The sequence below is a fragment of the Streptomyces endocoffeicus genome, assembly GCF_016741935.1.
GTDB classification, from domain to species: Bacteria; Actinomycetota; Actinomycetes; order Streptomycetales; family Streptomycetaceae; genus Streptomyces; species Streptomyces endocoffeicus.
The window spans coordinates 79,407-91,960 of the sequence record NZ_JAERRG010000030.1 but is presented as its reverse complement, the minus strand read 5'-3'; the positions used below and the strand labels follow the sequence as shown (position 1 = coordinate 91,960).

Sequence of the window (12,554 nt, the reverse complement as noted above, 5' to 3'; positions counted from 1 at the left end):
ACACATCAACGGCGGGGAAGACGCGGCGAGTGAGCCGAAGGGTCGCGTCGCTGTCGTAAGGGAGAGCGCGCGCAGGCCGCGAGGAACGAGCGGCCGAGCACGGTCGACCGTCGACAGCGACTCAAAGCGACCCGGAGGCGAACCGAGCCCAAAAAAGGCGGATGGAGGCTGCACATCATGAGCAGCAGCAATGTTCTGGACTTTGAGGAGTACGTGCGGAACCGGCAGGACGCGCTGCTGCGCAGCGCCCGTCGGCTGATCCCCGACCCGGTCGAGGCACAGGATCTGCTCCAGACCGCCTTGGTGCGCACCTACGGCCGCTGGGACGGCATAGCCGACAAGTCGCTCGCGGACGCCTATCTCCGGCGCGTGATGATCAACACCCGTACCGAGTGGTGGCGCGCCCGCAAGCTGGACGAGGTGCCCACCGAGCAGCTTCCGGAGGCGAGCGTCGACGACGGCACCGAGCAGCACGCCGACCGCGCCCTGCTGATGGACATCCTTTCGGTGCTCGCTCCCAAGCAGCGCAGTGTCGTGGTGCTGCGACACTGGGAGCAGATGACGACCGAAGAGACCGCGGAGGCGCTCGGAATGTCGACCGGAACGGTCAAGAGCACGCTGCACCGGGCGCTGGCCCGGCTGCGGCAGGAGCTGGAGAGCCGCGATCTGGACGCCCGCGCGCTCGGCCGTCAGGACGGGGGCACCAAGCCGGCCACCAACGTCCGGCAGCACACGGGTCGGGTCCGGCGCGCCCGCCAGGAGCGGGGGCAGGAACGGTGCGCGGCCTGACCAGGGCCTCTCCCAGCAGGACAGTCATGCTCACCGGCGGCGCGGTCGTGGGCCTCGCGGCCGCCGGCGGCTGGATGCTGGCCGGATGCGGTGACGCGAGCCAGGGGGTGCGCAAGGAGGGACCGGCGAGCACCGAGTGGGCCTCGGCCGCCGCGGACTCCGGCGCGTACGCGGGTGGCCGTGCATCGGGCCGGCCGTCACCGGCTGCCGGGAAGAAGGTCGACGTGATCAAGCTGGTCAAGGCGGATCCGCAGGTCAGCGACGATCTGAAGACGAGTCTCAAGCCCTGCCCCACGGCCAAGGAGCGCGAGTCCAAGCAGGAGATCAAGGGCTATCCGGTGGATGTGACGTCCGGCCGGCTGACCGGCTCCGCCGATTCCGACCTGGTCATCAACGTCATGAGCTGCGCCGACGGCTTCGGTATCGGCTCGTATGTGTACCGCAAGGTGGGCGACCGGTACGAGAACGTCTTCAGCGATGAGCAGCCGCCCGTCTACGCCGATGTGGCCAAGGACGAGCTGCGAGTGACGAAGCTCTCCTACACCTCCGGGGACTCGGTCTGTTGCCCTTCGAGCGAGACCGTGATCACCTACGGCTGGTCCGGGGCGGACCGTTCGTTCGCGGTGCGGTCCCGCGAGCGCACCGACTACAGCAAGAATGTGCCCACGCCCAAGGAAGAGGCGACCCCGGCGCCGACCGCGCGCGCCGACGACGGAACGGAAGGCTGAAGCGAGGCTGTGGCCGAGACCCATGTGCTCTTCGTCGAGGACGACGATGTCATCCGTGAAGCCACGCAGCTCGCCCTGGAGCGCGATGGCTTTCTCGTGACGGCCGCGCCCGACGGGCTGACCGGCCTCGAGCGCTTCCGGGCCGACCGCCCCGATATCGCGCTGCTCGATGTGATGGTTCCGGGCCTGGACGGGGTCAGCCTGTGCCGCCGGATCCGCGACGAGTCCACCGTTCCCGTGATCATGCTTTCCGCGCGCGCCGACTCCATCGATGTGGTGCTCGGCCTCGAGGCCGGCGCCGACGACTATGTGACCAAGCCCTTCGACGGCGCGGTGCTGGTGGCCCGCATCCGGGCCGTGCTGCGCCGCTTCGGCCATGCCAGCGGCCCCGGCGGGCGGGGCGCGGAGCCCGTCCCCGAGGAGCCCGACGGCGGGGTGCTGCGCTTCGGCGATCTGGAGGTCGACCCCGAGGGCATGGAGGTCCGCAAGGGCGGCCATCAGGTGGCGCTCACCCCGACCGAGATGCGGCTGCTGCTGGAGTTCTCGGCCGCGCCCGGCACCGTGCTCTCCCGCGACCGGCTGCTGGAGCGGGTCTGGGAGTACGGCTGGGGCGGGGACACCCGGGTCGTGGACGTCCATGTGCAGCGGCTGCGCGGCAAGATAGGCCAGGACCGCATCGAGACGGTCCGCGGCTTCGGCTACAAGCTCAAGGGCTGAGCGGCGTTGCGGCAGCTCGCACTGCGCACCGGCTTGCGGTGGAAGGTCAGCCTCGCCATCGCGGCCGTGAGCACGCTGGTCGCGGTGGTGCTGAGCCTCGTCGTCCACAACGCGGCCCGTGTCTCGATGCTCGACAACAGCCGCACCGTGATGGACGAGCGGGTGAAGGTCGCCCAGCGGTGGTACGAGCAGTCCCGGGTGCTGGGGTTCGGCGCCAAGCTGGACGACCCCCATCTGCCCGATCAGCTGAAGAAGGAGGCGTGGCGCGGCCAGCGCGCCACCTATCTGGAGGACCCCGGCACCGGCACCCCGGAGGTATGGGCCTCGGTTCCGCTGCGGAACGGCAAGGTGCTGTCCGTCCACACCAAGTTCCAGGACCGGTTCGCGGTCCTCAACGACCTGGACCGGGTGCTGCTCATCGGCTCGGTCGCGGTGGTGCTGGGCGGTATCGCGCTCGGTGTGCTCATCGGCGATCAGCTCTCCCGGCGGCTGCGCAAGGCGGCCACCGCCGCCCGCAAGCTGGCCGAGGGCGACTCCGAGGTGCGGGTGCGCGAGTCGATCGGCGGCCGGGTGCGCGATGAGACCGACGAGCTGGCGCGGGCGGTCGACGGCATGGCCGAGGCGCTTCAGCAGCGGCTGGAGGCCGAGCGCCGGGTGACCGCCGATATCGCCCACGAGCTGCGCACCCCGGTCACCGGGCTGCTCACGGCCGCCGAACTGCTGCCGCCCGGCCGCCCCACCGAGCTGGTACGGGACCGGGCGCAGGCGATGCGCACCCTGGTCGAGGACGTCCTGGAGGTCGCGCGGCTGGACGGCTTCGCGGAGCGCGCGGAGCTCCAGGAGATAGCCGTGGCCGAGTTCATCGCCCGCCGGGTCCGGGCGGTGGCCCCCGACGCGGCGGTCAACGTGGTGCGCGACGCCCATGTCTCCACCGACCCCCGGCGGCTGGAGCGGATCTTGGGCAATCTGCTGGCCAACGCCGCCCGGCACGGCAAACCGCCCTTCGAGGTCACCGTCGAAGGGCGGATACTGCGCGTCCGCGACCACGGCCCCGGCTTCCCGGAGGAGCTGCTGAAGGACGGGCCGAGCCGGTTCCGCACCGGCAGCAAGGACCGCGCGGGCACCGGGCACGGCCTGGGGCTGACCATAGCCGCGGGCCAGGCGCGGGTGCTGGGCGCCCGGCTGACGTTCCGCAACGCCGATCCGCTGATGGACAGCGGCGACGAGACGGAGGCGGAGTGCCAGGGCGCGGTCGCCGTGCTCTGGCTGCCGGAGTCCGCGCCCACCAACACCGGCAGCTTCCCGATCATCGAGGTGCCGGACTGACCACTCGGCCGGGGCACTGAGCTCAGTTCGGAGTTCCGACCACTCGGCTCGGAGTCCCGACCACTCAGCTCGAGGTGCAGCCGTCCCACGGCTTGCTGAAATCCAACTCCTCGCGGGGCTGGGTGAACGAGAACCAGTTGCCGGAGTCGTCGCGGAAGAGCGCCTCGGTGCCGTACGGACGCTCCTGGGGCTCCTGGACGAACTCCACGCCCTTCGCCTTGAGCGCCTCGTAGTCCCGGTGGATGTCATCGGTGGTGAACACCCCGGCGCCGAGCACACCCTTGGCCACCAGCGTCCGGAGGGCCTCGGCGGACTCCGGGTCGAGCCCGGGTGAGCTGGGCACCATCAGGGTCAGCTGCACATCCGGCTGGTCCTTGGCGCCCACCGTCAGCCAGCGCATACCGCCGCCCTCGCCGTCCCCGCCGATGCTCATGTCGGTGCGGACCTCGAAGCCCAGCTTCTCGGTGTAGAACTCCTTGGCCCGGTCCTGGTCGAGGACCCAGACGGTGACGATGGACATCCCCTTGATCATTGCTGCCTCCGGAAGTTTCGGGGTGGGCCGCGCGCGTCGTCGCGACGTGGCCACGGTAGGCAGCGGCGGATTCATTCCGCTTCTCGAGAATTGCGGTCCTTGGAGCCCGGTGCGCGGGCGTCGCGCCCGCCGTACCACAGCATCGCGTAACACCCCGGGATGACCGCCGCGGCCCGGCCGACGTACAGGTCCCGGTAGGCGCTGGGGGTGAGCCCGGTCTGCCTCTTGAAGCTCGTGGAGAAGGTGCCGAGGCTACTGAAGCCGACGAGCGAGCAGATCTCGGTGACCGAGAGATTGGCCGAGCGCAGCAACTCCTCGGCCCGCTCGATGCGGCGCCGGGTCAGGTACTGGCCGGGCGTGGATCCGTACGCGCCCTTGAAGGCGCGGATGAAGTGGTAGCGCGAATAGCCGGCGTGCCCGGCGACCGCGTCCAGGTCGAGCGGCTCGGCCCAGTCGCGGTCCATCACGTCCTTCGCGAGGCGCAGCCGGCGCAGTTGCGCCAGCCGCGCCTCGTCCGGCGAGGTCACCATGGGTCCGATGCTGTCATGCCCCACCGACAGCGGCTCCCTGATGGCGACCCCGCCCATCCGGACCGTTGGTCAGACGGTCTCGGCGATCGGCGCCTTCTCGGACGGGGCCGCGTCGTCGCCGTCGGCGGGCTTGGCGGCGGCCCCGCGCAGCGGGACCTCCTTGACGAACCAGGCCGCGACGGCACCGACGATGCTGATCAGCGCGCCCCACAGGAACACCTGGTGGGCACCGCTGGCCACCGCGTGGGTGTACGCGTCCCGGACGGGCGGCGGCAGCAGCTTGAGGCTGGCCGGGTCGAGCTGGGCACTCCCGGAGGTGATGGCCGCGGCCTTGCCACCGCCCCGCTCGGTCATGGTGTCCCGCACCTGGTTGGTGAACAGGGCGCCGAGGATGGCGACGCCGAAGGAGCCGCCCAGGGTGCGGAAGAGGGTGGCGGAGGAGCTGCCGACGCCCATGTCCTTCATCTCGACGCTGTTCTGCGCCACGAGCATGGTCGTCTGCATCAGGCAGCCCATGCCCATGCCGAGCACCGCCATGAAGAGACCGGAGCTGAAGCGGGTGGTCTCGGTGTCCATCGTGGACAGCAGGAACATCCCGACGGTGATCAGGAGGCCGCCGACGATCGGGAAGATCTTGTACTTGCCGGTCGAGGTGGTGACCCGGCCCGCGACCAGCGAGACGACCAGCATGCCCAGCAGCATCGGGAGCAGCAGCAGCCCGGAGTTGGTGGCCGTGGCGCCCTGGACGGTCTGCTGGTAGAGCGGCAGGAAGGTGGTCGAGCCGAACATCACGAAACCGGTGAGGAAACCGATCCCGGTGACCAGCGAGAAGTTGGGGTTCCGGAAGATGTGCAGCGGCAGTACGGGCTCGGCGACCCGCGTCTCGACGTAGAGGAACGCGGCGAGCGAGAGGACACCGAGCGCCCCGAGCCCGATGATCTGGCCCGACCCCCAGGCGTACTCGTTGCCGCCCCAGGTGGTGATCAGCACGAGCGAGGTGATGCCCACGGTCAGCAGGGCCGCGCCGGTGTAGTCGATCCGTCCCTCGGAGCGCTTCTTCGGCAGGTGCAGCACCGCGGTGATCGCCGCGAGGGCGACGGCACCGAGCGGGAGGTTGATGTAGAAGATCCAGCGCCAGCCGAGGTGGTCGGTGAGAGTACCGCCGACCAGCGGGCCACCGATCATGGCCACGGCCATCACACCGGCCATGATGCCCTGGTAGCGGCCACGCTCCCGGGGCGGCACCAGGTCACCGATGATCGCCATCACGCCGACCATCAGACCGCCCGCGCCCAGGCCCTGGATGGCCCGGAAGCCGATCAGCTCACCCATGCTCTGCGCCATACCGGACAGCGCCGAGCCACCGAGGAAGATCACGATGGAGGTGAGGAAGACGCCCTTGCGGCCGTACATGTCGCCGAGCTTGCCCCAGATGGGGGTCGAGGCGGCGGTGGCCAGGGTGTAGGCGGTCACCACCCAGGAGAGGTGGTCGAGGCCACCGAGCTCGCCGACGATGGTCGGCATCGCGGTGCCCACGATCATGTTGTCGAGCATCGCGAGCAGCATCGCGATCATCAGCGCGAATATCACCACACTGGTGCTGCGCTGCTTGGGCTCGGCCTTGGCCGGAGGCCGCTGGGCCTCCCGGGCGGCCTGAGCCGGTGCCGAAGCGGATGACGCTTCGTCGTCTGATTGTTTTCCGGCCATGTTCTCCGTCTCCCCCTGGATGATGAGAGCCCTGACGCCCACTTACTTGCCGCCCGGCTAGTTCAGTACAGTAGAGAAGGTAAGGCGCCAACTAGCCGGGCGTCAAGTAAGTTACGTTCGGCCTGCCGACGGCAGCCACACCAGCATCAGGAGAGCACCATGGGCAGCACACCGCGGCGGGGCGACACCCGTCAGCGCATCCAGGACGTCGCCCTGGAACTCTTCGCCGAGCACGGCTACGACAAGACGTCACTGCGCGAGATCGCCGAGCAGCTCGAGGTCACCAAGGCGGCCCTCTACTACCACTTCAAGACCAAGGAGGACATCGTCCTCAGCCTGTTCCAGGACCTGGGCCGGCCGATGGACGAGCTGATCGCCTGGGGCGAGCAGCAGCCGCGCACCCTGGAGACCAAGCAGGAGCTGCTGCGCCGCTACAGCGCGGCCATGGACATCGGCGAGCCGCTGATGCGCTTCATGCAGGAGAACCAGGCGACCGTGCGCGAGCTGAGCATCGGCCAGATCTTCAAGAACCGGATGCTCGCGATGTCCGCCCTGGTCCGAGACCCCGAGGCGCCCATGGTCGACCAGGTCCGGAGCATCACCGCGCTGTTCAGCATGCATGCGCGGATGTTCGCGCTGCAGACGGTCGAGGGCGACCCCGAGGACAAGCGGAAGGCTGTCCTCGAGGTCGCCCTCGATCTGATGAAGCAGGCGCATGAGCCATCGGCCCACGGATGACGCGTGGCGCGTCAGGCGTGAGCGTCAGACCTTGACGCCTCAGACCTTGACGCCGTGGTCGCGGAGGAACTTGAGCGGCTCGACGGCGGAGCCGTAGTTCGGCGTCGTACGGATCTCGAAGTGCAGGTGGGGGCCGGTCGAGTTGCCGGTGCTGCCGGACAGGCCGATCTGCTGGCCGGTGCTCACGGACTGCCCGATCCGGACATCGATCCGGGACAGGTGGGCGTACTGCGAGTACGTCGCGTTGTCGTGCTTGATCACGATCGCGTTGCCGTACGCGGGACCGTCACCGCCGCCGTTCGGGCCCGCCTTGACGACCACACCGCCGTGCGCCGCGTGCACCGGGGTGCCGGTCGGCACGACGAAGTCCTGACCGCTGTGGTTGTGCGACCAGAGGTTGCCCGCCAGGCCGAAGGCGGCGCCTATCGAGTACTTGTCGACCGGGGTCTCCCAGGCGTCCGCCTTCGCGGAGGCCTTCGGAGCGGGCGCCTTCGCGGCGGCCTGGCTGACGGACGGGGCGGAGGCGGCCGTGCCGGTCCCCACGGCGAACGCCGTGCCGGCGCCGAGCGCGAGCGAGGCCCCCAGACCCATGGCGACCACGGCGGCACGCCCCCTGGACACGGACGTAAGCGAGAATCGGCGGTTTGTGGCGCGCGGGGCCATGGGAAGTACCTCCAGAAGCGTCTTTGGGACGCCTCTTGTTATCCCGTTCTGGTTAATAGGCCAAGGTGTTCTTCTACTAAGTGGGTACGTAGCGAATTGCTTATGGGGAGCCGTATCCCGTGCGGAATTCCCAGAAACTCCCATCACACCTCTGACCTGCGAGATCCCCTATTTTCCGTAGTAGACCCCGCACGGCCTGTGCGGGATGTCACCTTCGCAGGGACTTTCGGATGTCCGGTTCGGGACCAAGGGCCTTACCCCGCTGTACGCTGTCGGCGGCCCTCCGCGGCCGGGGGGTACACAACTACCGGGGGGAATGGGACGTGGATCCCGCAACCATTGGCGCTCGCCTCGCGTCGAGCGTCGTCACACCGCTCATCAAGAAGCTGTTCGTCAAGGAGGGGCCGGGCGCCGGGCTGGTGAACCAGCCGGTCCGCATTTCCTCCCTCATCTCGTTCCGGGGCGAGAAGCGCACCCTGACCGAGAAGGACCTCACCAAGCTGGCCGCCGAACTGGTCGCGCAGGCCACCCGGCACGCCGGACCCGGCGAGCGACCCTGCCCCGCCGACGAGGACGAGCTCGTCGCCGAGAAGCTGGCCACCACGCTGTACGCGCTCGGCGACCTCGATATGAACGACGTCCAGGCGGTGCAGCTCGGCCACCGCGGACTGGCCCATGAGCTGACCCACGCCACCCGCACGCGGGGACGGGACACCCTGCGCCTCAGCCAGGGCGGCGAGGCGCTCCACGAGCGTCTGCTGGACACGGCCTGCCTGCACATCCTGCACTTCTTCACCCAGCGCTCGACCTTTGTCGCCCGCTCCCTCGTCGAGCAGAGCGGCCAGCTCAGCGACCTCATCACCAAGATCGACATCCTGATCGAGCGCATCCCGTCGCAATCCGCGCAGGACGCGGGGTTCGAGCGGCGGTACGCCGAATACATGATCGGCAAGCACTCCACGCTGACGATCGTCGGGATCGACCTCAGCCACGCCGAGGCCACGTGGCCGCTGGACGCGGCGTATCTCAGCCTGGAGGCGGTCTCGTCCGGCGAGGAGCGCCCGCTGGGCGACCGCGACCCGTTCAGCGAGGCACCCGCCGCACCGCATACCGTCCTCCCCGCCGCACCCCCCGCCACCCTCCCCGCCGACCGGGCGCTCTCCGGCCATCAGCGGGTGCTGCTGCGCGGAATCGCGGGCTCCGGCAAGACCACGCTCGTACAGTGGCTCGCCGTCTGCACCGCGCGGCAGGAATCGCTGCGCGGCCTGGAGCAGCTGATCGGCCGCGTCCCCTTCGTCCTCCCCCTGCGCACGATCGCCCGCCAGGAGTCGCTGCCCTCCCCGGCCTCCTTCCTCGCCTCCGTCCACAACCCCCTGGACGGCGCCCAGCCGCCCGGCTGGGCCGACCGCGTCCTGACCGCCGGCCGCGGGCTGCTGCTGATCGACGGCATCGACGAGATCCCCGAGCGCGACCGCGAGCGCACCCGCGCCTGGCTGGCCGACCTCCTCATCGCCTACCCCGGCAATCTGTGGCTGGTCACCTCCCGCCCCTCGGCCGTCGCCGAGGACTGGCTGGGGGCGCAGGACTTCGCCGAGTTCACGCTGTCCCCGATGAGCCGCGAGGACATGGCGGCGTTCATCGACCGCTGGCACGAGGCGGCGCGCCAGACCTGCCGTACGGAGGAGGAACGGGGGGAGCTGGACGCGTATCAATCGGCCCTGCACACCGCCGTCCGCACCCAACAGGACCTGACCCGGCTCGCCACCAACCCCCTGATGTGCGGCCTGATCTGCGCCCTGCACCGCGCCCGCCGCGGCTATCTGCCGCCGGGCCGCAAGGCGCTGTACGACGCGGCGCTGTCCATGCTGCTGACGCGGCGCGACACCGAGCGCCACATCTACGCGCCGGGCGATGTCCAGCTGGACGAGGAGCCGCAGATCCAGCTCCTCCAGCGGCTCGCCTACTACCTGATCCGCAACGGCGAGGCCGAGCTGGACCGCGACCGCGCGGAACGCCTCATCGAGGAGGCCCTCCCCTCCGTCCCCGCCGCCCGCGCCCTCGGTGACGCGCCCGCCATCCTGCGCCATCTGCTGCTGCGGAGCGGGCTCTTGCGCGAGCCGTCCGTGAGCACGGTGGACTTCGTCCACCGCACCTTCCAGGACTACCTGGGCGCGAAGGCGGCGGTGGAGGCGTGGGACGTCGGCCTGCTGATCCGCAACGCGCATGACGCGCAGTGGGAGGACGTCATCCGCATGGCCGTCGCCCACGGGCGGCCGCGCGAGCGGGCGGAGTTGCTGAGCAAGCTGCTGCGGATGGCCCGGCGCCAGGGCGACGCCGAGTCGGCGCTTCGTGTGTATCTGCTGGCCATGGCCTGCCTGGAGCACGCGCCCGACCTGGACCCGGCCATACGGGACGAGGTCACGCGGAACGCGATGGCGTTCGTCCCGCCCTTGACCATCCCCCGGGCACGGGAACTGGCCACGGTGGGCCCCCTGGTGCTGGAGCTCCTTCCGGGGCCGGAGGGGCTGACGGACGAGGTGGCGGAGTGCTGCGTGGTGACGGCCTCACGCATACCGGTGGACGCGGCGATCCCCTATCTGGCCCGATTCGCCGACCACCCGGCGGTCGAGGTGCGTGCGCAACTGGCATCGAGCTGGGGGCGGTACGACACCGAGCGGTACTTCCATGAGGTGATCCTCCGCCTGGCCCGGGACGGCCTGTACTTCGTGGCCGAGTCCATGGAGCAATTGCGGCTGCTCCTGGACACGGGTCCGCGTCCTTGGCTGATCCTGCGCGGGGATTTCACGGAGACCGAGATCAGGGACAACTTGAATGGGGAGGAGGTGACCCGGCTGCGGCTGAACCGTAACCACGTGATCGAAGACCTCGGCGCCGCGATCGGCCACCTGACGAACCTCGAAACGCTCTATCTGACCGACTGTCTCAGGGCCCTCTTCCTCACCGGCCTGTCCGACCTCCCCCTGCGCACCCTGGTCTTCGAAACGCCGGGCCTGTCAGGCGTGGGCGTCGTGCCCTGGCGCCTGGAGGTACTCACAGCGCTGGAGCGGCTGAAGGTCACGATCGGACACGCGAGTATGGAGCGCGACTTCCCACCCAACATCACCTGGCTGGATCTGCATGTTGTGCATGAGTTCGTGGACACCGCCTGGTTGTCCTCGGCATTCCCCCGCCTTCGTCACCTGAACATCTTCTTTCCCAGTGGCGCCGACCGCTCCATCGATCTGTCCCCGCTCGCTGCTCTCCCCGACCTGGAGACGGTCACGATCAACGCGGAGATCAGCGGTGCCGCATCCCTGCCCGGCGTCACGGTGACAACGTCCGGCAACGCGTTGGATCAGGATGGGTCCGAGACTCGGCTGAAGAGCCGGCCGGCGAGGTCGACGCCGGTGATCACGCCGTTGACGTCGCGGGAGAAGTAGCCGCGCTGCCCCCTGAGGCCGCCTTCGGTGACGATGTACTCGTCGCCGTCGCCGTCGCCATCGCCATCGCCGGGAAGGAAGCCGATGGCTGCGGCCGGGTAGTCCGGGGGCATTTCCTCGTCCGATGCCGCGCGGATCTCCGGCTTGATCCCGACCGCCAGGGTGAGACGGGTGCCCTCGGTGGCGATGTCGAGGTTCATGGCGTCGATCTCGTAGCGGCCGACGACCTGTTGGGCCTGTCCCCGGTCGTACGGAACAGGCTCCGCCGGCTTCTCGACGATGCCGAGGAAGTGCTCGAGTGCCCACTGTACGACGGACTGGTTGAAGGGGTAGCCGTCCGGACCGGCGTTGGCCAGGGAGACCACCGCGAAGTCGCGCTCGGGCACGATGAGCAGTTCGGCGAACTGGCCGTTGCCCGAGCCGCCGTGGCCGATCCCGTGGAGGCCGTCCAGGTCGTGCAGGAACCAGCAGATGCCGAAGCCGTCGCCGAGCGTGCTGGCGCGCAGCCCGATCGTCCGTTCCCGCATCCGGCGCAGCGCCGATGCGGGCAACACGCCCTCGCCGTCGCCGAGTTGGAACCGCGCCCAGCGCAGCAGATCGCTCACCGAGGAGGCGAGGCCGCCGCCGGGGTTGTCGCCGCGCGCGCCCTCCTTGAACGCTCCCCAGGGCCGGGCGGCGCGCAGTTCGCCGTCGTCGCCGCGGTTGTGGCCCACGGCGAACTTGCGGACCATCACCTCGGACAGGCCGTACACGGTGTCCGCGAGGCCCACCGGCTCCAGGACGAGTGAGGCCATGGCCTGTTCGAAGGGCAGGCCCGTGATCTTCTCGATGATCCGCCCGGCCAGGTTGTACCCCGCCTGGCTGTAGGAGGCGCGGGCCCCGGGCGGCGCGATCAGCGGCAGCTGGGGCAGCTTCGCCACGAGCCCGGCCAGGGAGCGGTCGCCCACGCCGTCGTCGATCAAGTTCCAGTCCAGGCCCGCGGTGTGGTTGAGCAGGTTCAGGACGGTGATCCGCGCCGCGGCCTCCTCGTCGGCCAGCTTCAGCTCGGGGACGTAAGCCCGCACCGGTGCGTCCAGGTCCACCTTCCCCTCGGCCACCAGGCGCATCAACGCGGTCGCCGTGAAGGTCTTGGACACCGACGCCAGAGGGAACAGCGTCTTCTCGTCGACCGGCAGCGGGTTGCCGAGGCTCGTCACGCCGTGCGAGGCGTAGATCTCCTGGCCGTCCAGGAGCACCCCGACGGCGACACCGGGAACTCCCAGCTCCGTGGCGTGCGCCTTGACGAACTCCGACAGCTTCTCCTGTGACATGGCTCCCCTTCCAGGCACTTGAACTAAGTACGAGAGTGAGCGTAGACAACTGCTTGAACAAAGTGCAAGACCTA

General features: G+C 69.6%; 11 protein-coding genes. 6 read left to right on the top strand and 5 right to left on the bottom strand.

The window, feature by feature from the left end:
- The first annotated feature begins 177 nt into the window (after positions 1–177).
- Genes JK364_RS44400 through cseC form a run of 4 tightly spaced genes read left to right on the top strand, consistent with a single transcriptional unit; the run spans position 178 to position 3,560 of the window.
- Complete coding sequence (locus tag JK364_RS44400) at positions 178–789, top strand: SigE family RNA polymerase sigma factor (protein ID WP_201857127.1); 612 nt, start codon at positions 178–180, stop codon at positions 787–789.
- A 26-nt stretch (positions 790–815) separates the two neighbouring features.
- Entirely contained in the window at positions 816–1,517 is a 702-nt protein-coding gene (locus JK364_RS44395; RefSeq protein WP_201857126.1) for a hypothetical protein, read from the top strand.
- A 9-nt stretch (positions 1,518–1,526) separates the two neighbouring features.
- A complete protein-coding gene (gene cseB / locus JK364_RS44390; protein ID WP_201857125.1) occupies positions 1,527–2,234 on the top strand; it encodes a two-component system response regulator CseB in 708 nt (235 codons plus the stop codon).
- 6 nt (positions 2,235–2,240) lie between these two features.
- The gene (gene cseC, locus JK364_RS44385; protein WP_201857124.1) at positions 2,241–3,560 is read left to right on the top strand and encodes a two-component system sensor histidine kinase CseC; all 1,320 of its coding nucleotides are present in this window, start codon (positions 2,241–2,243) and stop codon (positions 3,558–3,560) included.
- 64 nt (positions 3,561–3,624) lie between these two features.
- Here the strand turns inward: cseC and JK364_RS44380 are convergent, their stop codons facing one another.
- The 3 genes from JK364_RS44380 to JK364_RS44370 all read right to left on the bottom strand — a co-directional run bounded on the left by JK364_RS44380 (position 3,625) and on the right by JK364_RS44370 (position 6,329).
- Positions 3,625–4,092 (bottom strand): VOC family protein, encoded by a 468-nt coding sequence (locus JK364_RS44380; RefSeq protein ID WP_201857123.1) that lies wholly within the window; start codon positions 4,090–4,092, stop codon positions 3,625–3,627.
- 71 nt (positions 4,093–4,163) lie between these two features.
- Positions 4,164–4,556: a helix-turn-helix transcriptional regulator gene (locus JK364_RS44375; protein WP_201857152.1), complete on the bottom strand. Its 393-nt coding sequence runs from the start codon at positions 4,554–4,556 to the stop codon at positions 4,164–4,166.
- Between the two features lie 135 nt (positions 4,557–4,691).
- Positions 4,692–6,329, bottom strand: a complete 1,638-nt coding sequence (locus JK364_RS44370) for an MDR family MFS transporter (protein ID WP_269146389.1) — start codon at positions 6,327–6,329, stop codon at positions 4,692–4,694.
- A gap of 159 nt (positions 6,330–6,488) precedes the next feature.
- Here JK364_RS44370 and JK364_RS44365 point away from each other — a divergent pair, with 159 nt between their 5' ends.
- On the top strand, positions 6,489–7,067 hold the full coding sequence (locus JK364_RS44365) for a TetR/AcrR family transcriptional regulator (protein ID WP_201857122.1): 579 nt from the start codon (positions 6,489–6,491) through the stop codon (positions 7,065–7,067).
- 39 nt (positions 7,068–7,106) lie between these two features.
- Here JK364_RS44365 and JK364_RS44360 read toward each other — a convergent pair whose 3' ends face one another.
- Entirely contained in the window at positions 7,107–7,730 is a 624-nt protein-coding gene (locus tag JK364_RS44360) for a M23 family metallopeptidase (RefSeq protein WP_201857121.1), read from the bottom strand.
- A 323-nt stretch (positions 7,731–8,053) separates the two neighbouring features.
- Here JK364_RS44360 and JK364_RS44355 point away from each other — a divergent pair, with 323 nt between their 5' ends.
- A complete protein-coding gene (locus JK364_RS44355) occupies positions 8,054–11,170 on the top strand; it encodes an NACHT domain-containing protein (RefSeq protein WP_201857120.1) in 3,117 nt (1,038 codons plus the stop codon).
- On the opposite strand, the gene JK364_RS44350 is transcribed toward JK364_RS44355, so the two are convergent.
- Positions 11,086–12,480 carry a serine hydrolase domain-containing protein gene (locus JK364_RS44350; RefSeq protein ID WP_201857119.1) on the bottom strand — a complete coding sequence of 465 codons (1,395 nt, stop codon included), beginning with the start codon at positions 12,478–12,480 and terminating at the stop codon, positions 11,086–11,088. The two genes, JK364_RS44355 and JK364_RS44350, sit on opposite strands and share 85 nt — an antisense overlap.
- Between the last annotated feature and the right edge of the window lie 74 nt (positions 12,481–12,554).